General features: G+C 68.9%; 17 protein-coding genes. 6 read left to right on the top strand and 11 right to left on the bottom strand.

The features are described from left to right. Positions 1–29: 29 nt before the first annotated feature. Complete coding sequence (locus LF63_RS15420; protein WP_081945028.1) at positions 30–182, bottom strand: DUF3309 domain-containing protein; 153 nt, start codon at positions 180–182, stop codon at positions 30–32. 92 nt (positions 183–274) lie between these two features. Beyond that, positions 275–916 (bottom strand): BON domain-containing protein, encoded by a 642-nt coding sequence (locus tag LF63_RS16180; protein WP_052394502.1) that lies wholly within the window; start codon positions 914–916, stop codon positions 275–277. Positions 917–1,278: 362 nt separating this feature from the next. Here LF63_RS16180 and LF63_RS01175 point away from each other — a divergent pair, with 362 nt between their 5' ends. Next, on the top strand, positions 1,279–5,694 hold the full coding sequence (locus LF63_RS01175) for a DEAD/DEAH box helicase (RefSeq protein WP_052394500.1): 4,416 nt from the start codon (positions 1,279–1,281) through the stop codon (positions 5,692–5,694). Here LF63_RS01175 and LF63_RS01170 read toward each other — a convergent pair. The 4 genes from LF63_RS01170 to LF63_RS01155 all read right to left on the bottom strand — a co-directional run bounded on the left by LF63_RS01170 (position 5,652) and on the right by LF63_RS01155 (position 13,799). Continuing rightward, entirely contained in the window at positions 5,652–7,997 is a 2,346-nt protein-coding gene (locus LF63_RS01170; protein WP_043099073.1) for a GH92 family glycosyl hydrolase, read from the bottom strand. The genes LF63_RS01175 and LF63_RS01170 overlap by 43 nt on opposite strands. A gap of 25 nt (positions 7,998–8,022) precedes the next feature. Then, the gene (locus tag LF63_RS01165; protein WP_043102814.1) at positions 8,023–9,462 is read right to left on the bottom strand and encodes a glycoside hydrolase family 125 protein; all 1,440 of its coding nucleotides are present in this window, start codon (positions 9,460–9,462) and stop codon (positions 8,023–8,025) included. Positions 9,463–9,493: 31 nt separating this feature from the next. Beyond that, complete coding sequence (locus tag LF63_RS01160) at positions 9,494–12,136, bottom strand: beta-mannosidase (RefSeq protein ID WP_052394499.1); 2,643 nt, start codon at positions 12,134–12,136, stop codon at positions 9,494–9,496. 85 nt (positions 12,137–12,221) lie between these two features. Then, on the bottom strand, positions 12,222–13,799 hold the full coding sequence (locus LF63_RS01155) for a S10 family peptidase (RefSeq protein ID WP_043099071.1): 1,578 nt from the start codon (positions 13,797–13,799) through the stop codon (positions 12,222–12,224). A gap of 136 nt (positions 13,800–13,935) precedes the next feature. Here LF63_RS01155 and mutM point away from each other — a divergent pair, with 136 nt between their 5' ends. Further along, positions 13,936–14,748 carry a bifunctional DNA-formamidopyrimidine glycosylase/DNA-(apurinic or apyrimidinic site) lyase gene (gene mutM, locus LF63_RS01150; RefSeq protein WP_043099069.1) on the top strand — a complete coding sequence of 271 codons (813 nt, stop codon included), beginning with the start codon at positions 13,936–13,938 and terminating at the stop codon, positions 14,746–14,748. A 13-nt stretch (positions 14,749–14,761) separates the two neighbouring features. Here the strand turns inward: mutM and LF63_RS01145 are convergent, their stop codons facing one another. The 4 genes from LF63_RS01145 to LF63_RS01130 all read right to left on the bottom strand — a co-directional run bounded on the left by LF63_RS01145 (position 14,762) and on the right by LF63_RS01130 (position 18,372). Next, entirely contained in the window at positions 14,762–15,493 is a 732-nt protein-coding gene (locus LF63_RS01145) for a methyltransferase domain-containing protein (protein ID WP_200877520.1), read from the bottom strand. 32 nt (positions 15,494–15,525) lie between these two features. Further along, a complete protein-coding gene (locus tag LF63_RS01140) occupies positions 15,526–16,305 on the bottom strand; it encodes a hypothetical protein (protein WP_043099065.1) in 780 nt (259 codons plus the stop codon). Between the two features lie 23 nt (positions 16,306–16,328). After that, positions 16,329–16,967 (bottom strand): thymidine kinase, encoded by a 639-nt coding sequence (locus LF63_RS01135; RefSeq protein WP_043099064.1) that lies wholly within the window; start codon positions 16,965–16,967, stop codon positions 16,329–16,331. Between the two features lie 67 nt (positions 16,968–17,034). Next, positions 17,035–18,372 carry an NAD(P)/FAD-dependent oxidoreductase gene (locus tag LF63_RS01130; protein ID WP_235205248.1) on the bottom strand — a complete coding sequence of 446 codons (1,338 nt, stop codon included), beginning with the start codon at positions 18,370–18,372 and terminating at the stop codon, positions 17,035–17,037. A gap of 143 nt (positions 18,373–18,515) precedes the next feature. On the opposite strand from LF63_RS01130, the gene LF63_RS01125 reads away from it, so the two are divergent. Beyond that, on the top strand, positions 18,516–20,495 hold the full coding sequence (locus LF63_RS01125; protein WP_043099062.1) for a UvrD-helicase domain-containing protein: 1,980 nt from the start codon (positions 18,516–18,518) through the stop codon (positions 20,493–20,495). Between the two features lie 319 nt (positions 20,496–20,814). On the opposite strand, the gene LF63_RS01120 is transcribed toward LF63_RS01125, so the two are convergent. Then, entirely contained in the window at positions 20,815–21,840 is a 1,026-nt protein-coding gene (locus LF63_RS01120; RefSeq protein WP_184655064.1) for an AI-2E family transporter, read from the bottom strand. Between the two features lie 146 nt (positions 21,841–21,986). Between LF63_RS01120 and LF63_RS01115 the strand changes: the two genes are divergently transcribed. The 3 genes from LF63_RS01115 (at position 21,987) to plsB (ending at position 26,780) form a co-directional block, all read left to right on the top strand. Further along, a complete protein-coding gene (locus LF63_RS01115) occupies positions 21,987–22,898 on the top strand; it encodes a 5'-nucleotidase, lipoprotein e(P4) family (RefSeq protein WP_043099058.1) in 912 nt (303 codons plus the stop codon). 267 nt (positions 22,899–23,165) lie between these two features. Further along, positions 23,166–24,125: a hypothetical protein gene (locus tag LF63_RS15940; protein ID WP_052394495.1), complete on the top strand. Its 960-nt coding sequence runs from the start codon at positions 23,166–23,168 to the stop codon at positions 24,123–24,125. Between the two features lie 78 nt (positions 24,126–24,203). Then, positions 24,204–26,780: a glycerol-3-phosphate 1-O-acyltransferase PlsB gene (gene plsB / locus LF63_RS01105; RefSeq protein WP_052394493.1), complete on the top strand. Its 2,577-nt coding sequence runs from the start codon at positions 24,204–24,206 to the stop codon at positions 26,778–26,780. Positions 26,781–26,782: the final 2 nt, after the last annotated feature.

Below are 26,782 nucleotides of genomic sequence, written 5' to 3'. Positions count from 1 at the left end.
CGTGTCGAGGGGAGGCGACGTGGGCGTCGCTAGATCATGCCGAACAGCCACAGCAGCAGCACGATCACGACGATCAGTCCCACGCTGCCGCTCGGGTAATAGCCCCAGCGTCGGCTGTACGGCCAGGACGGCAGCAGCGCGAGCAGAACAATGATCAGCACCAGTAGCCAGATCAGGGACATGGCGGACTCCTTTCGTCATCGCATCGTGGGGAAGCGGTTCCCACCGCGCGCCCGGCTGTCGGACACGGACGCGCAGCGAGAACCGATCAGGCTCAGTCGTCCGCGCCGACCTTCAGATGGCTGGCCTCGACCGCCTTCACGCCCTTGACGGCGCGCGCGTCGCGGATCGCCAGCTGCTTCTCGGCCTCGCTCTTCACGGTACCGGTCAGCATCACCACGCCGTCGGTGGTGTCGACCGAGATGTCGGTCATGTGCACGGCCTTGGCCGTGGCGAAGGCGGTCTTCACCTTGGTGGTGATCCAGGTGTCGGTCACCTTCTGGCCCATGCTGGTGCCACTGCCGTCGGTGTCGACGGTCTTGTCATCGTCTTCCTTGCCGACCTTCAGCTTGTCGGCCTGCACCGCCTTCACGCCCTTGACGGAGTGCGCGGTGCGGATGGCCATTTCGCGCTCGGCCTGCGACGGCACGGTGCCGACCAGCATGACCACGCCGTTTTTCGTGTCCACCGAAATGTCGGGGAAGCTGACGCCCTTGGTGGTGGCGAACTCGGTCTTCACCTTGGTGGTGATCCAGGTGTCGGAGACCGCCTGGCCCATGCCGTCGTTATCGGCATGCGCTGCCGCCATGGCGCCCTCGTCGGGCGTCGGATGCGCCAAGGCCTGACCGGCGCTGAAACCGAAAGCAGCCACGAAACCGGCCGCGATCATCGTCGTGCGAAGCATCTTGGTCATCATGTGCTGTCTTCTCCTTGTTGGTTGAGCCGGCGTGCCTGCCGGATAAGCGAACGTCGTGGGGGGAGAGCACGTCGTTCGGCACGGGATACAGACAAGCACCGCGAAAATGAACGACACATGCACGCATCCCGACGCGGCACCGCGCATCGCACCGATGCCCGGCGATCGCGTGTCACGCAAACGCCTGCTCATACAGGGAAAATTTTTTCGCGTTCAGCGAAGACTCGGTTAGATGAACGTGTTTGGGCATCGCGGCTTTGGCCGTCTCGCCGACTGAGACAGGCCCGCCGCACGCTCGTCGTTCCGTTGTATTTCCACGCAGCGGGTACCATAACTACGTGGCGCAAGCCCGATGAACGGTCATGCCTCTTCAGCACTTCCATCCCGCGGTCGCTGCCTGGTTCGAGCGCAGCTTTGAAGCACCCACCCCGGCGCAGGCCGCCGCATGGCCGTCGATCCGAGCCGGCCGACCGACGCTGGTCGCCGCGCCGACCGGCTCCGGCAAGACGCTGACCGCCTTTCTCGCCGCCATCGACGCGCTCGTGCGCGAGGGGCTGGCGCACGGCGGCGCGCTGCCGGACGCGACGCAGATCGTCTACGTGTCGCCCCTGAAGGCGCTGTCCAACGACATCCACCTGAACCTGGAGCAGCCGCTGGAAGGCATCCGCGCCGAACTCGAACGGCGCGGCCTGCCCGACGTGGTCATCCGCACCGCCGTGCGCACCGGCGACACGCCGCAGCGCGAGCGCACGGCGATGCGCAAGCAGCCGCCGCACATCCTGGTGACCACGCCCGAGTCGCTGTATGTGCTGATGGGGTCCGAATCGGGCCGCGCCACGTTGTCGACCGCGACCACAGTGATCGTCGACGAAATCCACGCCATCGCCGGCAGCAAGCGCGGCGCGCACCTGGCGCTGACGCTGGAACGGCTGGAGGCGCTGTGCCAGCGGCCGCTGACGCGCATCGGCCTGTCGGCGACGCAGAAACCGATCGAGCGGGTGGCGCGCTTCCTGGTCGGCGCGGGACGGCACGCCGCCCTGCCCGTCGATGCGCCGAAGCAGGACACGAACGAGGCACCACCGGACTGCGCCATCGTCGACGTCGGCTACACCCGCGAGCGCGACCTGGCGCTGGAACTGTCGCCGCTGCCGCTGGACGCGGTGATGTCCGGCGACGCCTGGACGCTGGTGTACAACCGCATCGCCAATCTGGTCGAAAGCCATCGCACCACGCTGGTCTTCGTCAACACGCGACGCATGGCCGAACGCACCGCGCGCGCGCTGGCCGAACGACTGGGCGAGGACGCCGTCGCCGCGCACCACGGCAGCCTGTCGAAAGAACACCGTCTGGCCGCCGAGCGCCGCCTCAAGCACGGCGACCTGCGCGTGCTGGTCGCCACCGCCTCGCTGGAACTGGGCATCGACATCGGCGACGTCGAACTGGTCTGCCAGCTCGGCTCGCCGCGTTCCATCGCTGCCTTCCTGCAACGCGTGGGCCGCTCCGGCCACAGCGTCGGCGGCACGCCGAAAGGCCGCCTGTTCCCGAGCACGCGCGACGATCTGATCGAATGCGCGGCGCTGCTGGACTGCGTGCGCCGCGACGAGCTGGACGCTCTGCTCGTTCCACCCGCGCCGCTGGACGTGCTGGCGCAGCAGATCGTCGCCGAGGTCGCCTGCCGCGACTGGGACCAGGACGCGCTGTTCGACACCCTGCGCCGCGCGCAACCCTACGCGGACCTGAAGCGCGACACCTACGACGCCGTGGTACGCATGCTGGCCGACGGTTTCACCACCCGCAACGGCCCCCGCGGCGCCTATCTGCACCGCGACGCCGTGCACGGGCGCCTGCACGGCCGCCGCAACGCGCGTCTCACCGCGCTGACTTCGGGCGGCACCATTCCCGACACCGGCGACTACTTCGTCGAGTTGGAACCGCAGGCGCAGATCATCGGCACGGTGCACGAGGACTTCGCCGTCGAGAGCATGGTCGGCGACGTGTTCCAGCTCGGCAACCAGAGCTACCGCATCCTGCGCGTCGAGCGCGACCGCCTGCGCGTGGAGGACGCGCACGGCCAGCCGCCCAGCATCCCGTTCTGGATCGGCGAGGCGCCCGGCCGCACTGACGAACTGTCGGCCGGCGTGGCGCGGCTGCGCGAGACCGTCGGCGAACACCTCAAGGCCGGCGGCAGCGACGCGGCGCGCGCCTGGCTGCAGGGCGAACTCGGCCTGCCCGAAGCCGCCGCCGTGCAGATCGTCGACTACCTCGGCGGCGCGCAGGCCGTACTCGGCGCGCTGCCGACGCTCGACACGCTGGTCATGGAGCGCTTCTTCGACGAATCCGGCGGCATGCAGCTGGTCATCCACTCGCCCTACGGCAGCCGCATCAACCGCGCCTGGGGCCTGGCGCTGCGCAAGCGCTTCTGCCGCAGCTTCAACTTCGAGCTGCAGGCCGCCGCCACCGAGGACGCCATCGTGTTGTCGCTGTCGACCAGCCACAGCTTCCCGCTGGACGAAGTCGCGCAGTACCTGCACACCAACACCGCCGAGCACGTGCTGGTGCAGGCGCTGCTGGACGCGCCGCTGTTCCCGATCCGCTGGCGCTGGAACGCCACCAACGCGCTGGCGCTGCCGCGCATGCAGGGCGGCCGCAAGGTGCCGCCGCAGCTGCAACGGATGAAGAGCGAGGACCTGCTGGCCAGCGTGTTCCCCGATCAGGTCGCGTGCCTGGAGAACATCGTCGGCGAGCGCGAGATTCCCGATCACCCGCTAGTCGCGCAGACGCTGCACGACTGCCTGCACGAAGCCATGGACCTCGACGGCCTGCTCGGCGTGCTGAAGGGCCTGGAGTCCGGCGCCATCCGCATGCTCGCGCGCGACCTGCCCGCGCCCTCACCGCTGGCTGCCGGCGTGCTCAACGCCGCGCCGTACGCCTTCCTCGACGACGCACCGCTGGAGGAACGCCGCACCCAGGCCGTGCAAACCCGCCGCTGGCAGGACCCGGACAGCGCCGACGATCTGGCCGCGCTCGATCCCGAGGCCATCGCCGCGGTGCGTGCCGAAGCCTGGCCCGACGTGCGCGACGCCGACGAGATGCACGAGGCGCTGACCGGCCTCGGCGCGATCACGGCCGAGGAAGCCGAGGCGCACGAAGGCTGGAATGACTGGCTGCACGCGCTGGCGAAAGCTTCACGCGCCACGGCGACGCGCGACAACGGCGGCATCGTGCGCTGGGTCGCCGCCGAACGCCTGCCGGTGTGGCAAGCGCTGCATCCCGACACGAAGCTGCAGCCGGCCATCGCCGCGCCGGCCGAATACGCCGCGCAGGCATGGACGCCCGAGACCGCGCTGGTCGAACTGCTGCGCGGTCGTCTCGGCGGCCTCGGCCCGACACCGATCGCCACGCTGGCTGTCGATCTCGGCGTCGGCGAAGGCGACGTCGCCATCGCCCTGGCCGCGCTGGAGCGCGAAGGCACGGTGATGCGCGGCCGCTTCACGCCGGGCGGCGAGGCCGAGGAATGGTGCGAACGCCACCTGCTGGCGCGCATCCACCGCTACACGCTGGGTCGCCTGCGCCGCGAAATCCGCCCGGTACCGCGGCGCGACTTCATGCGCTTCCTGTTCGCCTGGCAACACGTGGCGCCGGACGCTCGCGTGCGCGGTCCGGACGCGCTGGCCGGCGTGCTGACCCAGCTGGAAGGCTACGAAGCGGCCGCCGGCGCGTGGGAAAGCGAAATCCTGCCGATGCGCGTGGCCGACTACGAAGCCGGCTGGCTGGACGCGCAGTGCCGCGCCGGACGGCTGGTGTGGATGCGCCTGCGCGCACGCAACGGCGAGCACGCCGCCGGTGGTCCGGTGCAGGCCACGCCGCTGGTACTGCTGCCGCGCCGCGAACGTGCGCTATGGACGTCCATCGCCGCCGCCGACACCGGCGAGGCGCCGAAGCTGTCCTCGCGTGCGCAGGCCGTGGCCGATGCGCTGATCGAGCACGGCGCGCTGTTCTTCGACGAACTCAGCGAGCACGCGCGTCTGCTGCAGGTCGAACTGGAAGATGCGCTGGGCGAGCTGGTCGCCGCCGGCGTGGTCACCGCCGACAGCTTCGCCGGTCTGCGCGCGCTGCTGATTCCCGGCAGCAAACGCCGCCAGCACAAGCGTCGTCGCGTGCGCCATCACGCACTGGGCGAGATTGCCGATGCCGGCCGCTGGTCGCTGGTACGTCATGCGACGTCGACGGAACCCGACGCCGAAGCCATCGAGCACGTCGCGCGCACACTGCTGCGCCGCTACGGCGTGGTCAGCTGGCGCATCCTGCAGCGCGAAGCGCCGTGGCTGCCGCCATGGCGCGCGCTGCTGCGCGTCTATCACCGACTAGAAGCGCGCGGCGAGATCCGCGGCGGCCGTTTCGTCGACGGCCTGGTCGGCGAGCAGTTCGCCCTGCCCGAGGCCATCGAACTGCTGCGCCAGACGCGCCGGCGCGAGGCCGACGGTCAGCTGGTGTGCGTATGCGGCGCGGACCCGCTGAACCTGGTCGGCACGCTGCTCAGCGGACAGCGCATTCCGGCCGTGACCGGCTCGCGCATCCTCTACCGCGACGGCATCGCGGTCGCCGCGCAGGTGGCCGGAACATTCCAGCTGCTGACCGAACTCGCATCCGACGAGCAGCACGTCATGCGCCAAATCCTGCTGCGCCACGACGCACGCGCCGAACCACCGGCGCCGCTGCCGGCGGCCGACCAGGCTCAGACGAACGACGGCGGCCGGTCGGCCGGGGCGGCGCCGTAGGCCAGATTCGGCTTGGCGCCCATCTCGAACACCAGCGTGCCGCCGGCGGCCAGATCGGCGTGCCGCAGCCAGGTGCGCGTGTACGGTTTGCCGTTGAAGGTCACCGACTGGATGTACGGACGCTCCGGGCCGTTGCCCTTCGCCTCGACTGTCAGCGTGCGCCCCTTGCCGACCTGCATCGTCACGCGGTCGAACAGCGGGCTGCCGATGACGTAGTTGCCGCTGACCGGATCGACCGGATAGAAACCCATCGCGCTGAGCACGTACCACGCGCTCATCTGTCCGCAATCCTCGTTGCCGGCCAGGCCGTCGGGCTGGGCGTGATACAGCGTGCGCAGGATCTGGCGTACGCGCGCCTGGGTCTTGTGATGCTGCCCGGCGTAGGCGTACAGATAGGCGATGTGGTGGCTGGGCTCGTTGCCGTGCGCGTATTGGCCGATCAGACCGGCGATGTCCGGCGGCGCGTCGGCGGGCAGCTCGGAGCTGGCATTGAACAGCGCGTCGAGCTTGCGCGCGAACGCTTCCGTGCCGCCGAACAGCGTCATGTAGTGATGCACGTCGTGCTGGTTGAGGAAGGTCGCCTGCCAGGCGTTGGACTCGGTGTAGTCGCGCCACTTCTTCGAGTGACCGACGCTGCGCGGATCGAACGGCGTCGCCCACGCGCCGTCGGCCAGGCGCGGCTGCATGAAGTTGCTGTCGTGGTTGAACACGTTCGCGTAGTTGCGCGAGCGCTTCAGCAGCGCGCGGTAGCCGTTCTCGTCGCCCGCGGCGCGCGCCAGGTGTGCGCTGGACCAGTCGCAGTACGCATATTCGAGCGTCTTGCTGACGCCTTCCCAGTCCTTGTCGCAGGGCACGTAGCCGAGCTTGCGGTAGTACGGCAGGCCACGGTAGTCGTCCTCCATCGCGCGCTGGCGATACAGCTTCCAGGCCTTGGCGTAGTCGACGCCGGTGAAGCCCTTGGCATACGCCTCGGCGATCACCGCGGCGGAATGCCAGCCGATCATGCAGCCGGTCTCCACGCCCTGCAGCGGCCACACCGGCACACCGTCCGGGCTTTCCTCGGCCAGACGGATCAGGCCGTCGACCAGGCTCGGCACGCGCTCGGGCTGCACCAGCGTCATCAGCGGATGCAGCGCGCGGTAGGTGTCCCACAGCGAGTAGGTGCTGTAGTTGTGCGCGCCCTCGGGCAGCGTGTGCACCTTCAGGTCCATGCCGCGGTAGCGGCGGTCGACGTCGTCGAACAGCGTCGGCGCGAGCATCGTGTGGTAGAGCGCGGTGTAGAACGTGCGACGGTCGGCCGCCGACGGCGTGTCGACGTCCACGCGCGACAGTTCGCGTTCCCAGGCGTCGGCGGCGTCGCGACGCACGCCGTCGAAGTCCCACGCGGGAATCTCCGCGTCGAGGTTGCGCATCGCGTTCTCGGCGCTGACGGCGGAGATGCCGACCTTGACCAGCAACGGCGCATCGTGCGCATCGGGATAGCGCAACACGGCCTTCAAGCACTTGCCCTTGGCCTCGCGCGCGAGGCCCGCCAGCGGCTGGTCCTCGGCATACAGCTGCGCACCGGCGAACGGCCGCGACAGACGCATGGCGAAATGGATGTAGCGGCCGTTGGCCCACTGGTGCACGCGGCGGCCGCCGGTCACGGTGCGGTCGTCGACCAGCTTCAGGTCGGCGTCGGTGACGCGCGTGGGCTTGTCGTCGGCATCCTGGATGCCGTGCGCCCAGTCGATCACCAGATGGCCGCTGTGCCCGGCCGGGAAATGGTAGCGATGGATGCCGGCGCGCTCGGTCGCGGTCAGTTCGGCGCGAATGCCGTAGTCCTTCAGCAGCACGGCGTAGTAACCGGGCCGCGCGACTTCGTCGGCGTGGTCGTAGCGCGAACGGTAGCCGCTCTCCGGATGCTTGCGCGTGCCCGGCGCGATGTGCGTCGGACCGGTCGCCGGCATCACCAGCACATCGAGCATGTCGCTGGCGCCGGTGCCGGACAGATGCGTGTGCGAGAAGCCCATGATCGAGCCGTCGCCGAGGTGGTAGCCCGAGCAGGCGTCCCAGTCGGCGTTGTAGGTGTCCGGACTGAGCTGCACCATGCCGAACGGCCGCGTCGCCCCGGGATAGGTGTGTCCGTGACCGCCGGTGCCGATGAACAGGTCGACGCGATCGCAGAACGGATGCGTGGAAGCCATGTCGCCGTCGCCTTTCGTGGCGACGCCCGGCAACGCACGTGCCAGGCCGCTGGCGTCGGCGCCGGCGAACAGCGCGAAGGCGATGGCGCCCTGCAGGAATCCTCGACGGGTGGGCATGATGCGGTTCCTCGCTCGTGTGCGTTCAGGTCCGCAGCAGCTGCGGGCGATGTCGGTGCAGCTCGACGATCAGTTCGCCGAACAAGGTGTTGGCCCAGGCGAACCAGGCGCGGGTGAAATGCTTGGGGTCGTCCTGATCGAACGCCTCGTGCATGAAGCCGGTGCCGGCGTCGGTGTCGCGCAGCCAGCGCAGGCACTGACGAATCTCGGCGTCGTCCTCGCTGGTCAGCGCACGCATGACGATGGCCATCGGCCAGATCATGCGCGGCCCCTCGTGCGGACCGCCGATGCCTTCGGCGGCGCGACCGTGGAAGAAGTACGGATTGGCGGCGCTCCACACCTTCGCCCGCGTGCGCCGGTACAGCGGATCGTCGCGACGGCACACGCCCAGGTACGACAGGCCGAGCAGGCTGGGCACGTTGGCGTCGTCCATGAACAGCTGGTGGCCGCGACCGTCGATCTCGTAGGCCCAGGTGCCGTGGCCGTGCGCATCGCCGATGCGGCCGTCGCGGTGGGTCGCGGTCTCGACCTGCTTCGCCATCGCCTCGCAGTCGTCGGCGAACGCCGTGTCGCGGTGCAGGCTGCGGCTCATCATCGCCAGCTGGCGCAGCGCGACCGCCGCGAACAGGTTGCCGGGCACGTTCAGCGGATACACGCAGGCGTCGTCCGACGGACGAAACGCGGCGTGGATCATGCCGTTGGGCCGCGTCGGCGCGCCCAGGCCGTCGCGCGGCACGCTTTCCGAGGCGCGGTCGGACGGGCGGTGATAGCGATACGGACCCGGTCCGTGCAGGCGCTGCTGCTGGCGGAAAGTGTCGAGCACCTGATGCATCGCCGCGCGCCAGTCGTCGTCGAACGGCGTGGCGTCGCCGGTGGCGCGCCAGTAGCCGTGCGCCAGACGGATCGGGTAGCACAGCGAGTCGATTTCCCACTTGCGCTCGCCCACGCCATGCTTCAGCGCCGGGGTGTCGTGCACGGCCCAGGACAGCGGCTTGGCGTCGGCATCGCGCAGGAAGGCGTTGGCGTACGGGTCCAGACGGATGCAGCGCGCCTGCCGATGGATCAGGCCGCGGAACAGGCGGCGCAGATCGGCGTCCTCGCGCGCCAGCGACAGGTACGGGTGCACCTGCGCGGAGGAGTCGCGCAGCCACATCGCATCGATGTCGCCGGTGATGACGAAGGTGTCGGGCTTGCCGTCCAGCGTGCCGGTGAACACAGTGGTGTCGAGCGTGTTCGGGTAGCAGTTCTCGAACAGGGCCGCGAGCTTCGGGTCGCCGATGCCGGCCTTGACCCGCTTCAGCGTGCGCTCGACCGCGGCGCTGCGGAAACGACGCGCAGACGGCGGCGGACGCCGGTTCGGATAACTCGCGGCCGCGGCGCGGGCCACACGCGGCAGCGAACCGGCGAACAAACCGGACGCGGTCGCCGTGCCCAGCAGGCGCAGGAAGTCGCGGCGGTCGGTCATGCGGCCCTCCTCGGGTTCGACGGGGAACGGTTCATGGCGTGGCATCCCGCTTCATCACGTCGGCCAGGTCGCGCAGCGTCAGCGCCCGTTCGAGCGTAGCGAGGTCGTGCGCGCTGCGCACGTGCACGATGCGCGTTTCGCCGGGCAGCAGGTTGAAAGCGTTGTCCGAGAGCACCGCGTCGGGGTCACCGACGTCGATCCACACCGCCCGCGCCAAAGTGTCGGTGTGCAGGCGCAGCACCGCGCCGTCGGCATCGCGACTCCACTGCACGGTCAGCTTCGGCAGCGGGAGCTGCAGCGTGCGCGGCTTGCCGAAGAACACCAGATTACGCGCGACCGTGCGCTGGCCCTCCAGCAGCTCGAACACCACCATATGCGTGCGCGGATCGGCGCCGTGCAGCAGTGCAGCGTCGGTGTAACGGGCCAGCGGCGTGGCCGACGTCGGCGCGGCCATCACCGCCCCGCCGCCGGAACGCAGCACATGACCGCGGAAATCCATGACCCGCCATCGCCAACGCAGCGGCGTCGGCTGCAGGCGATCCGACACCAACGTCACGCGAGTGACGTCGTGATGTCGCAACGCGGCCAGCAGCAATGGCGCATAGAAACGCCGCGCGGCGAACTGCAGCGCCTTCCAGCGCCCGTACACGTCGACGCTCGACCACGACGCACCGGGCCAGACGTCGTTGAGTTGCCAGTACAGCGAACCCATGGTGCGCGGTCGCGAGGCACGCAGATGCTCGGCGGCCAGACGGATGCCCTCGGCCTGCATCGCCTGGCTCAGGTAGACCAAATCGGCGAAGTCGCCGGGCGCGCCGTAGTTGCGCTTCACGTAGGCCAGCAGACGCCGGTTGCCGTTGCCGCCGTCGTATTTCTGATGCGCGCGCAGCACCGGCGATTCGGCATCCAGCGGCCCGTCGCCGGCGAAGGCGCGCACGGTCACCATCACCGGCAGCGACTGCAGGCCGTATTCGGACAGGAAGCGCGGCGTGACGTCGAGGTAATCCTCGATCGGCGCGGCGTCGCCCGACCACACGTTCCAGAAATGCGTGTCGCCGCTGTCGTCCGCGTTGGCCGGTTCGCCGGCGGCGCTGAACGGCGAACCGGGCCAGTACGGCACGTCGACGTCCTCGCGCGCGACCACGTCGCGCAGCACGCGGCCGAACAGCGTGCGCATGCCCTGGTCGATGCGCGTGCGCTCGGCGGCGGAAATCGCGCGCTGGAAAGTCAGCCGGTCGCCCCAGGTTTCCCAACTGGTGCGCACCTCGTTGTTGCCCGACCACAGCGCGATGGACGGATGATCGCGCAGCCGCCGCACCTGCTGTTCGGCCTCGACGCGCACGTTGGCACGGAACGCGGCGTCATAGGGCGGAATCGCGCCGCCGAACATGAAGTCCTGCCAGATCAGCAGGCCGCGACGGTCGGCCATCGCGTAGAACGCATCGGGCAGGTAATAGCCGCCGCCCCATACGCGCAGCATGTTCATGTGCGCGGCGCGGGCGTCGTCGAGCAGACGCCGCATGCGCGCCGTCGTCACACGCGGCGGAAAGCTGTCGAACGGCACCAGATTGGCGCCCTTGGCGAACACCGGGATGCCGTTGACGACGAAGGCGAACGAACGGCCCCAGCGATCCTTGCGCTGCCGCAGCTCGATGCGACGCAGGCCGGTGGTGCGGCGCGCGACGTGGTCGTCGCCGTCGCCCTCGCGCACGTGGGCGACGAAGCGGTACAGCGGCTGCGCGCCGTAGCCGGCCGGATACCAGCGCTGCGGATGCGCAATCGTCAACGGCAGATCGACGGTGTGCCTGCCCGTCGTCAACGTCAGCGTGCGCGCTGCCCGCGCCACGCGCCGACCGTCCGGCGCCAGCGCGTCGACGCGCACCTGCACCGTGCCGGCAGCGGCCGTCTGCACGGTCACCTGCGCGCGCAACTGCGCGGCGTCCGCGTCGACCGACGGCTGCGCGATGTGCAGATCGGCCACGCGCAGACGATCCCAACCCTCCAGGCGCACCGGCTGCCAGATGCCCTCGGTGACGATGCGCGGCCCCCAGTCCCAGCCGTACTGATAGGCCGCCTTGCGCACGTAGTTGGCGCTCTGCCGGCCCTTCGGTTCGTCGCCGAAGGCCGAATCGAATTCGCCGGGCAAGGCGTACGGCTGCTTCTTCAGCCAACGCTGCACGCGGCGGATCGGCGAGTGCACATTGACCACCAGCGTGTTCTCGCCGTCGCGCAGCCAGGCCTTCGCCGGCACGCGCCAGCGGCGGAACATGTTGTCCGCGCGCAGCAAGCGGTGACCGTTGAGCGACACCTCGGCGAAGGTGTCGAGTCCGTCCAGCACCAGATCGACGTGGCGCCGCTGCTGCACGGACGGATCGACGCGGAAGCGCAGACGGTACTGCCAGTCGGCAAGTCCCACCCACTGGATCGCCGCTTCGTTGCGACCGAGATACGGATCGGGCGTGAGACCGGCGGCGATCAGGTCGGTCTGCACGGTGCCGGGCACCGTCGCCGACAGCCAGCGCGCGGCGGCGGGATGGCGCGCGGCATGGGCGTCGTTCGGCGCCAACCGCAGCTGCCAGCCGCGGTCGAGCGTCTGCGCGTGCGTCGCGGCCCACGACGGCGATCCCGACAACAGGGCCGCCAGCGCGACCAGCAAGGCGAGGCCCCTGCGCATGCTGGCCGACGGGCGGCGCGTGCCATGCCGCCCGTCGGAACGTGGTGCGTCGGGACGCCGGAGCCTCAACCCGCAGTCATCCCGCTCAGCCGTGGTCGGTGGCGCGGATGAACGCCGCCACGTTGTCGTGCAGCTTCTTCAGCGACGGCAGATGCGCGTAGACCATGTGGCCCGACTCGTACAGATGCACCGAGATGTTCTTCTGCAGCCGCTGCGGCATCGGCAGATGGTTCAGCTCGTACTCGGCGGCGAAGAACGGCGTGGCCATGTCGTAGTAACCGCCGTTCATCATCACCTTCATGTCCGGGTTGGCCTTCATCGCCTCGGCCAGATCGGTCATGACGTTGAGCGACTGCTGGTTGTGATTGTGCGTGAAGTCCCAGTGGTCGAAGCCGGCGAACAGACGGTAGTGCCGGCCCTTGCCGAACTTCAGGGTCTGTCGCACGTAGTCGTTGAAGGTCGCCACGTAGGCCGAGCTGATGGCCGAGGACTGCGGGTCGTACTCGATGGTCTTGCTCATCGGGTCCATGCTCGGACCGGCGAAGCGCGTGTCCAGACGACCGGTCGAGTCGTCGTCGGCGCTCAGCAGCTCATGCTCGAACATCGGGCCGCTGACGCGCAGATCGGCCTTCACCAGGTACGCCGTCGGCAGACCGGTGAACTGATGCAGCTTCTCGGCCACGGCCTGCTTGCGCGCCGCATCCAGCGTCGCACCGGCGGCCAGCGCCTGGCTGTATTCGCCGGTCGCGAACGCCTCGACCTGCTTCATCAGCGTCGGCAGATCGGCCGGCGGCTGCGGCAGCTTGTGGTGGTACCACGCCGTCGCGGCGTAGGTCGGCAGCGCCAGCACGTAGGGCTGGTCGACGCCGGGGTTGTCCGACGGGCTGTCCGGGCTGTTGTCGAAGCTGAGGATTTGCGACAGCAGCACCACGCCGTTGAGGTCGACCGAGTCGTTGTTGGTGAGAATGTCCGACAGCACCGCCGAACGCGTGGTGCCGTAGCTTTCGCCGAACAGGTACTTGGGCGAGTTCCAGCGGTCGTAGGTGGAAAGGAAACGGGTGACGAACTGCGCGAACGCCTGGCCGTCGCCGTCGACGCTGTAGAACTGCTTGGCGCGCTTCTTCATCAGCTCGTCGCGCTTGTCCTTGTCGGTCTGCGCGATCAGGCGCGAGAAGCCGGTGCCCGGCGCGTCGATGAACACCAGGTCGCTGGCATCGAGCAGGCTGTAGTCGTTGTTGACCAGCTTGTACGGCGCGGCCGGCGTGTGGGTGTGATCGCTGGTTTCCACGCGGCGCGGTCCGAACGCGCCCATGTGCAGCCAGACCGAGGCCGAGCCCGGGCCGCCGTTGTACAGGAAGGTGATCGGACGCTTGCTCGGATCGACGCCCTTCTTGAAGTAGGCCACGTAGAAGAGGCTGGCAGTCGGCGTGTTTTCGTCGTCGCCCTTGCCGTGCAGGACGATGGTGCCGGCCACGGCGGTGTAGTCGATGCGCTTGCCTTCGACGGTGACGCTGCCGCTGGTGGTCGAACGCTGCGGCGTGGCGAGCGCGGCGTCGGGCGCGGACGCGTCCGTGTTCGCCTTGGTGTCCTTGGCGCTGGCGACGAGCGGCGTTGCGCACAGGCACAGCGCGGTCAACGCGGCCCAGGATGCGAGTGTACGCATGAAGTTCTCCTACGATGGACGGGGGACGGCCGCGAACGCGGTCATCGCGTCAGCATACGCCTCGAATGCGCGCGCCCCATGGGCATGAAGTCACGCTTCGCTTGCGTATCGGCGACGCAGGCCGCATAACCCGTGCATGCCCGAATTGCCCGAAGTCGAAACCACCCGCCGCGGGATCGCGCCGCACCTGACCGGTCGCCGCATCGAGCGCGTGACGCTGCGCCGCCCCGATCTGCGCTGGCCGATTCCGGCCGCGATCGGCGAGCGCCTGCCCGGCCGCACCATCGACGCCGTCACGCGCCGCGCCAAGTACCTGCTGCTGCAGACCGAAGCCGGCAGTGCGCTGCTGCACCTGGGCATGTCCGGCATGCTGCGCGTGCTGCCGCCGGACACGCCGCTGGGCCGCCACGATCACTACGACCTGCTGCTGGATTCGGGCCAGGCGCTGCGCTTCACCGATCCGCGCCGCTTCGGCTGCCTGCTGTGGCAGCCGCCCGGCGAGGTGCATCCGCTGCTGGCCGAACTCGGTCCGGAGCCACTCTCGGACGCCTTCGACGGCGACCTGCTGTGGCACCTGTCGCGCGGACGACGCAGCGCGGTGAAGACCTTCATCATGGACCAGGCCGTGGTCGTCGGCGTGGGCAACATCTACGCCAGCGAAGCGCTGTTCGCAGCCGGCATCCACCCGGCGCGCGCGGCGGGACGCGTGTCGCGCGAACGCTACGCGGCGCTGGTCGACGCCATCCAGCGCATCCTCGCGCACGCCATCGAACGCGGCGGCACCACCTTGCGCGACTTCCTCGCGCCAGACGGCGCGCCGGGTTATTTCGAGCAGGAACTGATGGTCTACGGCCGCGACGGCGAACCCTGCCGCAGCTGCGGCGCGCCGATCCGCAGCCGCATGCTGGGCCAGCGCAACACCTTCTGGTGCGCCGCCTGCCAGCGCTGAGGGGCGTCAGCTGTCAGCCGTCTCGCATGCATTCGGTCTTGCGAGCGACCAACACCCTGCGCGCATGTCCCAGCATCGATATGGACGGCGTCACGATGCGGACTCGCTCGAATCCGGCGGCGCATAGGCGATCGACGATATCGAGTCCGTAATTGCGAAAGCACAGCACGCGGTCCGTCCCGGCAAAGGAGTCGTCGTGATACTCGGGCGTGTCCACGTGTTCGATCCGGCCCTCGTGCAGACGCGCACGCTCGTGCGTGTCAGGCCGATCCATCAACGGCACCGTGAACACGAACGCTCCTCCCGGGCGCAACACGCGATGGACCTCGGAAAAACCGCGCGCATCGTCGGCCACATGCTCGAAGACCTCGGTCGAGGTAACCAGGTCGAATGAGGCATTGGCGAAGGTCAGTCGTTGAACGTCCTCATTACGCACGCCATCGATGATGGCACCCAAGGGGTGGTCCGGCATCCATTCGCTGAGCTGCAGCGAGGCGACACGATTGCGCAGCCAGCCCGCAAGCACCCCACGTGAGGAAAGCTCAAGTGCTGCGTATCGATCAAGAGCGGGTAGCTGCTCGACGAGTACTCCAATGATGGATTCACTGACGGCCGAAGCGCGGCAGCGCACGCAGCGCACCGCCAATTCATTCTCGCTCAGCTTCACATGCAAGCGGTTACCGCAAACCGGGCAGTCCCACCAGCCCACGCGGCATTCCGTCGGTTTCAACAGTCGCAACGCCATGCGCAACCTGTGTAACGTTTGCATAATTCAGCCTAGACCGGCCAGTCGAAACGCACGTGGGTGTTGTTGAAGTGCGGGTCTTCGAGACTGCCTGCACGCCGCGCCTTGAGCGCGGTGGGCAGGCCGTCGATCTCCAGCTCCTGACCGTCGCTGAACTGCGCGCCCATCGCCTGCATCTCGACCAGGCGCAGGCACAGTTCGCCGGCCGCGTCGGTCTGTTTGCCCGGCACGCCGCGGATGCTGACGTCGGGCCGGCCGAACTTGCGCATGCCGCGCGTGCGCACCCAGGCCGTGTCGCCGCCGGCGTCCGTATCCGGGTTGCACAGGATCAGCACGTGGCTGCGCGGCGGCGCGCCGCCTTCGACGATGAAGCGCTCGCGCCAACCTTCGCCGTCGAACAGGCTCAGAATCTGCGGATCGGCCACGGCCACCCCGCCGATGTCCATCAGCCCGGCGATCACGCCGAGCGTGTCGCGCAGGTAGTCCAGGCTCGACGCATCGGCCAGCCGCCCACGCACGCTGAGCACTTCCGGTGCGGCCTGCGCGGCCTCGAACGCGGTCGGATGATCCTGCCGCAGCATCTCGCCCAGCGCGCCGTGCAACGGATAACCTTCCCACTGTTCCAGCGTTTCTCGCGGGTAGCGGAACAGCTCGATGCCCTCGGGCAGGCCCTTGCTGCCGTGGCGCGCCGCGGGGATGCGCAGATCCTTGTCGAACGCACCGAAGATGAAGAACAGCAGCACCGCGTGCTCGTCGTTGGCCGACCAGTAGGGGCGCGGCCAGTCGCCGGCGGTGGTTTGCGTATCGCTCATCTTCGGCTCCGTTGAATGGCAGGTCAGTCGTCGGACCGCTCGCCCAGCGGCAGCACGCTCTGCTGCAGCTCGACGCGGCCCTCGCCGGCCATGATCTTCTTGAATTCGGCGCGGCTCACGGAGACATAACGGTCGTTGCCGCCGATCTCAACCTGCGGACCGTCGCTGACGGCACGGCCCTGTTCATCCACGCGCACCACCATGGTCGCCTTGCGACCGCTGTGGCAGATGGTCTTGATCTCTTCCAGGTTGTCGGCCCAGGCCAGCAGATGCCGGCTGCCCTCGAACAGGTCGCCGCGGAAGTCGGTGCGCAGACCGTAGGCCAGCACCGGGATGCCGAGTTCGTCGACCACGTCGGTCAGCTGCCAGGCCTGTTCGCGGCTGAGGAACTGTGCCTCGTCGACCAGCACGCAGTGCAGGTCGCCGCGCTCGGCGATGTCCTTGCGCACGATGTCGAGCAGATCGGCAGTGCCGGCGAAGCGCCGCGCATTGGCCTTCAGGCCGATGCGCGAGGCCACCACGCCCTCGCCGTAGCGGTTGTCCAGCGCCGGCGTCAGGATCAGCGTGCGCATGCCACGCTCGTGGTAGTTGTACGCGCTCTGCAGCAGCGTGGTGGTCTTGCCGGCGTTCATCGCCGAGTAATAGAAATAGAGTTTCGCCATGACTGCCGTCGTCGTGGAAATGCGTGCCTCCGGCACTGCCGGCCGCACAGTGTAGCGCGGCGCCGTCTCAGGCCGCCGGCGCGGAATCGTCGGTCTCGCGAAACCGTCGTTTCACCTGCGCTCTGCGGTCCCGCTGCGCGGCGCGCCACTCGCGCAGGCCGGTCAACACGAAGCCCGCGTGAATCCACCGGAACACGCGCAGCCGCCAGTGCACGCGGCGGTTGTCGAAGATGTCGCCGGCCAGCATCGAGATCACCGCGCGCTCCACGTTCAGCACATTGCGCGGCGCGCGGAACATGCGCCGGATCGACGGCGAGGTGAAGCGATGGATGAACCACGCCACGCGCTTCATGCCTGCGCGCAGGCGGCGTTCCATGCGCCGTTGCAGACGCGCTTCGCGGACCGGATCGCGCAAGGCGCGGTCCACCACCTCGGCGGCCAGTTCACCGCCATGCATGGCCAGGAACACGCCGGTCGAGAACACCGGATCGAGGAAGGCGAAGGCATCGCCGATCAGCAACCAGCCGGGACCGCCCATGCGCGCCGCGTCGTAGGCGTAGTTGCCGGCCGCGTGCACGCTGCCGTCGATCAGGGCCGCGTCGCGCATGCGCTCGCGCACCACCGGGTGACGATCGAGCGTGTCGCGCAGAAAGGCCGCACGATCGCCGCGACGCTGCTTGAGGTAGTCCGGACGGCACACCGCGCCCACGCTCATGGTGTCGTCGGGCAGCGGGATCAGCCACATCCAGCCGTGCTCGAAACGGTAGATGCCGATGTTGCCGGCCTCCTCGCCCGAGCGCCGCGCCACGCCGCGGTAATGTGCGTACAGCGCCGCGCTCTGATGCGTGCGACTGCGGCGCAGCAGCTTGCGCGTGCGCGCCAGCAGGGTGTCGCGGCCGCTGGCGTCGACGACGTACTCGGCGCGCACCGTCACCTCGCCCTCCGGCGTGCGCACGCGCGCCAGCAACTCGCGCGGGCCGCGTTGATCGACGTGCATCACGTCATGCGCCTCGCGCGCGTCGACGCCGGCCTCGCGGGCATGCGCGAACAGCATCGCGTCGAAATCCTGGCGCAGCACCTGGTAGGCGTGCGTCGGCGTGTCGCCGAGGCTGCGCACGAAATCGAAGGTGTTGTAACCGCGCGCGTTGGACGCCTCGAACTCGGCGCCGTTCTTGTGCACCCCGATGGCGCGCACCTTGTCCAGCACGCCCAGGCGCTCGAAGATCGGCAGGTTCATCGGCAGCAGCGACTCGCCGATGTGGAAGCGCGGATGGCGCGCCTTCTCCAGCAGCAGCACGCGCCGCCCGCGGCGCGCCAGCAGCGCGGCGACGGTGCTGCCGGCCGGCCCGCCGCCGATCACCAGCACCTCGCACGATAGGTTCGCGTTCGCGGTTTCCGCCTGCACGGCGCCGATCCTCCCCAAGCCGGACCTCAAGCCTAGCCGTTCGCCGCGGAAAAACCACCGCCTGGCGCGATCTTGCGCGAACGCGCTTGCATCGAGCGGCACGCGCCGCGATCCTTTGCGCCTGCAGTCCCGCCCGGTTTCCCATGCTCAATCCGCAACAACACGCCGCCGTCGAATACGTGGACGGCCCGCTGCTGGTGCTCGCCGGCGCGGGTTCCGGCAAGACCCGCGTCATCACCGAGAAGATCGCCCACCTGATCGCGCGCCGGAACCTGGCGCCGGGCAAGATCGCGGCCATCACCTTCACCAACAAGGCCGCACGCGAGATGCGCGAGCGCGTGGCGAAGATGATCAGCGCCGAGGCGGCGCAGGCGCTGACCGTGTGCACCTTCCACGCGCTGGGCCTGAAGTTTCTGCACATCGAGCACGAACGCGCCGGCCTGCGGCGCAACTTCTCGGTGCTGGACGCCGACGACAGCGGCGCGCTGATCAAGGAGCTGGCGCCGGCCGGCATCAAGCCCGACGCGCTGTGGCGGCTGCGCAACCTGGTCTCGCAGGCCAAGAACGCCGGCCTGACGCCGGAACAGGCCGCCGACGCCGCGCGCGGCGCGCCGGAACTGGAAGCGGCCAGCATCTACGAGCGCTACCAGGCGCGACTGGCCGCCTACAACGCGGTCGATTTCGACGACCTGATCCGCCTGCCGCTGCAAGTGCTGGAAAGCGACGCCGAGGCGCGCGCCGGCTGGCAGGAACGTCTGCGCTATCTGCTGGTGGACGAATACCAGGACACCAACGACGCCCAGTACCGCCTGCTGAAGTGCCTGATCGGCCCGCGCGGCGGCATCACCTGCGTGGGCGACGACGACCAGTCGATCTACGCCTGGCGCGGCGCCAACCCGGAGAACATCGACCAGCTGGGCCGCGACTGGCCCAACCTCAAGGTCATCAAGCTGGAGCAGAACTACCGCTGCGCCAAGCGCATCCTGCGCGCCGCCAACACGCTCATCGCGAACAATCCGCATCTGCACCAGAAGAGCCTGTGGAGCGACCTGCCGGACGGCCCGCCGATCCGCGTGCTCGAATGCAACGACAACGACCACGAGGCCGAGCGCATCGCGTCCATCGCCTCGCATCTGGCCGAGAAGCACAAGGCGCGCTGGAACGAGTTCGCCATCCTCTATCGCGGCAACCATCAGGCGCGGGCGCTGGAGAAGGCGCTGCGCCTGGCGCGCGTGCCGTATCACCTGTCCGGCGCGCTGTCGTTCCTCGACCGCGCCGAGGTCAAGGACGTGCTGTGCTACCTGCGCCTGATCGCCAATCCGTCCGACGACGCGGCGTTCCTACGCGTGGTCAACTGCCCCAAACGCGAGATCGGCGCGACCACGCTGGAGAAGCTCGGCAAGCTGGCGCAGACGCGGCACATGGCCATGCTCGACGCCGCCCGCAACGACAGCGCGCTCAAGGCGATGGCGTCGCGCCCGGCCGCCGCGCTGGCCGGCTTCGTGCGCCTGATCGACGGCCTGCGTCAGACCGCCAAGCAGTCCAGCGCCGCCGACCTGGTCGAAGCCGTGCTCGAACGCACCCACTACGGCGCCTACCTCGCCGCGCAGGCGCCGGACCCGGCGCAGCGCGAGCGCCGCATGGGCAACCTGCGCGAACTGGTCGAATGGTTCCGCGCCATGGGCAAGGACGGCGGCCGCGCCGGCGACCTGACCTCGCAGCTGGCCCTGCTCACCCATGCCGACCGCGACGACCCCGGCAACGCGCTGCGCATGATGACGCTGCACGCGGCCAAGGGCCTGGAATTCCGCTTCGTGTTCATCGTCGGCTGCGAAGACGGCACTCTGCCGCACGAAGGCGCGATGGACGAGGGCCGCGTCGACGAGGAGCGTCGCCTCATGTACGTCGGCATCACCCGCGCCAAGGAACTGCTGACGCTGTCGTTCAGCGCGCGCACGCGCCGCTTCGGCGAACTGCTGACCAACCAGCCCAGCCGTTTCCTGAAGGAACTGCCTGAGGCCGAACTGCACTGGCAGGGCCGCAACCCCGAGGCCGACGCCGAAGTCGCGCGCGAGACCGCCGAATCGCACATCGCGCGGCTGGCGGCGCTGCTGGGCGACTGAGGCCATCCGCGCAGCGGAAAGCGCGATCCGCGCGCCGCGCCGACGGCGGTGACGGGAAACCGCTCGCACCGCCGAAGCTCATTCGTCGCTGGGACAACCGCGCGCGATACCGCGACGTCGCATCGGTCAGACGAATCGCGTCGTTGCGCGGCGGAGGCCACGCGCGCGACAACAGTGTTCGCACCAGGCATCGCGCTCAAATCGGAGTAGTGCCGTATCCGCTCAGGACGTGGCACCCGCGCCTTGGAGAAGCGGTGTCACCCCCCGCGCGGGATGCGTGGCAGATGCCGCAGGCCACTGGCGGCACCGCGCGGCCGACTCACACCAACCGCGCCTTTTCCAGCTCGCTCTTCAGATAGGCATAGAAGATCGGCGCAGCGATCACGCCCGGCAGCCCGAACGCGGCCTCCATCACCAGCATCGCGACCAGCAGCTCCCAGGCGCGGGCGCGGATGCGCGTGCCGACGATGCTGGCGTTGAGGAAATATTCGAGCTTGTGGATGCCGATCAGAAACGCCAGCGCGGCGATGCCCGTGCCCAGCGACACCGACAGCGCGACCACGGTGATCAGCGTGTTGGAAATCAGGTTGCCGATCACCGGCAGCAATCCGGCGATGAAGGTCACCAGCACCAGCGTCTTGGCCAGCGGCAGGTGCACGCCGAACAGCGGCAGCACGCCGAGCAGGAACACGCCGGTGAACACCGTGTTGACCAGCGAGATCTTCACCTGCGCGAAGACGATGTCGTGGAACGCGCCGGCCAGACGCTCGGCGCGCTCGGCCAGCACTTCGGCCAGCGGCCCGCCCTCGCCGTGCGGACGCACGTGGCTGAGCGCGACCACCGCGCCCAGCACCAGCCCGATGAGGATGTGCACCAGCACACGCGCCGCTTCCTTGCCGGCCAGCTGCAGCGTGCCGGCGTGGGTCTGCAGCCAGTCGAGCGTGGAGTTGCGCAGGTCGTCGACGCTGTCCGGCAGATGATCGACCACCCACGGCGGCAGCTGCTGGCGCGCCTTGTCGACCAGCGGCATCAGCTGCTGACTCCAGAAGTCCTGCGGGTTGCCCAGCTCGGCATGCAGCACCGACACTACGCCCAGCACGGCCAGGATCAGCAGCCCCACCATCACCACCGCCAGCACGCTGACCACCAGCCAGCGCGCGCGGTTGCGGCTGCCGATCCAGCGCCGCTGCACCAGGTTGGTGGAGATCACGATCAGCTCGTAGACCAGCAGCCCGGCCAGCAGCGCCGGCAGCAGATGCAGGTACAGCGTCAGCAGCAGACCGGCGGCGGCCAGCACGTAGCTGGCGATCTTGAGGTTCCGGGTCGACGAAGCGATGGCGTTCATGAGGCGGCGCATGGACAGGGAGCCGGCAGTCTGTCAGCGACCGCCCCCGCCTGACCAGCCCCGTCGGTCACGCCGGCTGTCATGGCCCTGTCGTACACTTCGCCGAGACTTCCGCCTTTGGCGTGCACCTTCCGACGGAGAGATTGATGAGGATCGCCCTGCCCCTGTTCGCCGGCCTGCTGCTGGCCGGCTGCGCCGCCACGGCGCCGCAACCCAAGCCCGCTCCCGCGCCCGCGCCGACGCCCGCTGCGGTCGCCGCACCGGCACCCGCCCCGGTGGGTCCGGCGCCCGACGATCTGCTCAACGCCACCGCGTGGACGCAGAACGCCGTCGAACACGACCTCGTCTTCCAGGAAATCTACCGCAACGCGCAGGAAAAGCTGCTGAAGGCGCTGAAGAACAAGCGCTGGGACGCGCTGCCGCACGACGAGCGCACCGGCCCGGTCGCCAAGCTGAAGCCGGCGGTGATCCTCGACATCGACGAAACCGTGCTCGACAACTCGCCCTACGAGGCGCGCCTGATCCAGAGCGGCAAGGCCTACAACGAAGCCACCTGGGGCGCGTGGGTGAAGGAAGCCAAGGCCAAGCCGCTGCCCGGCGCGCTGGCGTTCACGAAGTTCGCCGACAAGCACGGCATCCGCGTGATCTACATCTCCAACCGCGCCCAGGACCTGGACCAGGCCACGCTGGAGAACCTACGCAAGGCCGGCTTCCCGGTGCACGGCCAGGACGCGTTCCTCGGCCTGGGCACCTTCGTGAAGGGCTGCGAGCAGATCGGCTCGCAGAAGACCTGCCGCCGCCAACTGGTCGCCAAGCACTACCGCGTGCTGATGCAGTTCGGCGACCAGGTCGGCGACTTCATGACCGTGCTCAACAACACCACCCAGGGCCGTCGCGACGCCATGGCGCCGTACGCCGCCTGGATCGGCGAGCGCTGGTTCGTGTTCCCGAATCCGATGTACGGCTCGTGGGAACCGGCCATGTTCGGCAACGACTGGGAGCAACCGGCGAACGTGCGCCGCAAGGCCAAGATCGATTCTCTGCACGGCGATAATTAAACATATCAGCCACTTGCAGAAAAAACCTTGCGTGTTGCATTAGGTTTGGCGCCTCGCTATGCTGAGGTCGCCGATCCGCCGCAGACGCGGCCCCATCGGCCATTTCCCTACCGGCATGTTTCCGGATCGCCCCGCGTCGGGATCGACGCGGGGCTTTTTCATGCCCGCGGCGACGTGACTTCCGGCCGAGTGCCGTTCCTCACTTGCCTGTCACCCGGCCCACCTCTACGCTGCCATTCCACCTTCGTGCCAAGGAGTAACGCTCGCATGCTCAACGTCCGATCCCGATGGCTGGTCGCGGCCCTCGCCTTCGCCCTGTTGCCGGCCTGCGGCAACAGCGACAAGGCGGCGCAGCAGTCGGCCACCGCCAGCACCACGCCCGCCAAGACCGTCCTGACCAGCATCCAGCTGCTGAAGAACGGCCAGTTCGACCCGCTGCTGCAGCACGTGCTGCCGCCAGCCGATTACCAGAAGATGCGCACGCAGTGGCAGCAACAGCACAGCAAGCTGCAGCAGGTCAGCGAGCATGACCGCCAGCAGTTCGCCGACAACATGGCCAAGCTGACCGCGCCCGACGCGGACCAGAAGATCTGGGCCGAGACCCAGCCCAAGCTCGAACAGCTGGACAAGAAGTACAAGACCCAGCTGCCGATGATGATCGGCGTCGGCCAGATCATGCTCGGCACGCAGATCAGCAATTCCAAGAACCTCACGCCGGACCAGAAGAAGCAGGCCTCCGACGTGGTCACCGCGCTGGGCCAGTGGGCGCAAAAAGTGCCCTGGACCGACCCGGACAAGCTCAAGCAGGCCATCGGCGTGCTGACCTCGACCGCGCGCAAGGTCGACATCAAGACCCTCGACCAGGCCAACGCGCTGGGCTACGACGCGGCGATGAAGAAGTATGGCGTGATCTGGGGCGGCGTGAAGCAGGCGCTCGACATCTACGGCCTGTCCATCGACAAGACCCTGGACTCGGCCGAGGCCAAGACCGTGACCAGCGACGCGCACACCGCCACGGTGCAAGTCGACTACACGCTGCTCGGCCAGCCGCAGACGATGACCGTGGACCTGGTGAAGGTCGACGACCGTTGGTACGACAAGGACCTGCTCGACCACTGGCGCAAGGCGCTGGACGAGCACACGCCGGCCGCAGCCGCCAGCACGGCGGCCGCCGACGCGTCTTCGGCCATGTCCGCGACCGCCGCCACGGCCGCCAGCGCCCCGTAAACCGCGCGACTTCGCGATCCGGCGTGCCGTTGTCGCGGCATGCCGGATCGCGACCGTTTCCCCGGTACACTATCCGGCATGAACACCCCCGATTCTCCGGCCCAGCGCGGCATGCCGCGTGCGCCCCAGCGTTGGCGCCGTTCGCTGCTGTCGCGTCTGATGGAACCCTGGGTGCGCATCAAGCGCGACCCCGCCGAACCGGCCGCCCTGCTGCTGCCGGACGTGCCGGTGTGCTACGTCATCGAGCGTCACGGCCTGTCCGATGCGCTGATCCTCGACCGCGCCTGCCATGAGGCGGGCCTGCCCGATCCGGGCCAGGCCATCGCCGGCCTGCCGCTGCGCCGCCAGCGCGCCATGTTCGCGCTCAGTCGCCGCTACGGCTGGGTGTTCGGCCGCCGCCGTGGCGTCGCGCACATGCCGCTGACGCAGTTGCTGCAGGCCTTGCAGCAAGCGCCCGAGCAAGACGTGCAGCTGGTGCCGGTGTCGATCTACGTCGGCCGCGCGCCGACCCGCGACAGCGGCTGGTTCCGCGTGCTGTTCTCGGAGAACTGGGTCGTGGTCGGTCGCTTCCGCCGCCTGCTGGCGCTGCTGCTGAACGGCCGCGACACCGTGGTGCACTTCTCCGCGCCGATCAGCCTGCGCCAGGCGCTGGAAGACGAGACCGAGCACGGCGAGACCGCGCTGCGCACCGATCGCCTGTCGCGCAAGATCGGCCGCGTGCTGCGCACGCATTTCCACCGCATCCGCGCCGCCGTGATCGGTCCCGACCTGTCGCACCGACGCACGGTGCTGGACAGCGTGCTGGCCGCCGAACCGGTGCGCGCCGCCATCGCCGCCACCGCCGCGCGCGAGAAGATCAGCCGCGCCAAGGCCGAACGCCGCGCCTACGGCATGGCGCGCGAGATCGCCGCCGACTACTCGCACCCGGTGGTGCGCTCGGCGTCGTTCCTGCTGTCGTGGTTCTGGAACAAGCTCTACGACGGCATCGCCATGCACCACTTCGACAAGGCCCGCGCCGTCGCGCCCGGCCACGAAGTGGTCTACGTGCCCAGTCACCGCAGCCACGCCGACTACCTGCTGATGAGCTATCAGCTACACGTGTCCGGCGTGGTGGTGCCGCACATCGCCGCCGGCGCCAACCTCAATCTGCCGGTGCTGGGCAGCTTCCTACGCCGCGGCGGCGCGTTCTTCCTGCGCCGCAGCTTCCGCGGCAACGCGCTGTACTCGACCATCTTCAAGGAGTACCTGGCGCAGCTGGTCGACCGTGGCGTGCCCATCGAATACTTCATCGAGGGCGGACGTTCGCGCACCGGCCGCCTGCTGGCGCCGCGCGCCGGCATGCTGTCGATGACCGTGCGCGCGTTCCTGCGCGCGCCGCGCCGTCCGGTGCTGTTCCAGCCGGTCTACATCGGCTACGAGAAGCTGATGGAGGGCAAGTCCTACATCGGCGAGCTGTCGGGCAAGCCGAAGGAGAAGGAGTCCTGGTTCAACCTGCTGCGCGGCGCGCGTCAGGTGCTGCGCCAGCACTTCGGCCATGTCGCGCTGAGCTTCGGCGAACCCATCGAACTGACGCCGATGCTGGACGCCGCCAGCGAGGACTGGAAGCAGATGCCGCTGGACCCGGAGGCCAAGCCGGAATGGCTGGCGCAGGTCACCGACCAGCTGGCCGAGCGCATCCAGGTCAACATCAACGCCAGCGCCGACGTCAATCCGATCAACCTGCTGGCGCTGACCCTGCTGGCCACGCCCAAGCACGCGATGGCCGAGACCGACCTGCTGGCGCAGCTGGAACTGACCATCGCCCTGCTGACCGAGCTGCCCTACTCCGACCGCGTCACCGTGACCCCGTCCAGCCCCGCGCAGATCATCGCCTACGGCGAGGAGATGGGCTGGGTGCAGCGCGTCGAGCATCCGCTGGGCGATGTGCTCTCGGTCGACGACGAGCAGGCCGTGCTGTTGAGCTATTTCCGCAACAACGTGCTGCACCTGATCGCCTGCGCGGCATGGGTGGCGACCTGCTTCATCAACAATAAGCGCATGAGCCGACCGTCGGTGCTGCGCCTGGGTCAGATCATCTACCCGTTCCTACGCGGCGAGCTGTTCCTGCGCTGGGACGCCGACGGCTTCCGCGAGCAGTTGCAGGCGACCGTCGATTTCTTCGTCCAGCACGGCCTGCTGGAGCCGCAAGGCGACGAGCGCAAGCTCAAGCGCGGCCGCGGCGGCGACGACAGCACCTTCCAGCTGCGCGTGATCGCGCGCAGCCTGATGCAGGCGTTCGAGCGCTACTACATCGCCATCGCCGCGCTGGTGAAGAACGGCCCCGGCACCCTGACCACGGGCGAGCTGGAGAAGACCTGCATCCTCACCGCACAGCGCCTGGGCCTGCTGCAGGAACTGACCGCGCCGGAGTTCTTCGACAAGTCGCTGTTCCGCGGCTTCATCCAGAAGCTGCGCGAGCAGAAGATGCTGTGGACCGACGACGACGGCAAGCTGATGTTCGATCCGATGCTCAACGACCTGGTGCGCGACGCACGCGTGGTGCTGAGCCGCGACGTGCGCCACTCGATCCTGAAGATCACGCCGGGCGCCGACGAGGAAACCAGCACCGAAGTAACGGCCGCCGAACCGCCGACGGACACGGCTTCCGGCGCCTGAGC

Origin of the sequence: Oleiagrimonas soli, assembly GCF_000761445.1 — a bacterium.
Classification (GTDB): domain Bacteria; phylum Pseudomonadota; class Gammaproteobacteria; order Xanthomonadales; family Rhodanobacteraceae; genus Oleiagrimonas; species Oleiagrimonas soli.
The sequence above is the reverse complement of the archived record's forward strand: the minus strand, read 5'-3'. Positions and strand labels throughout refer to the sequence as shown.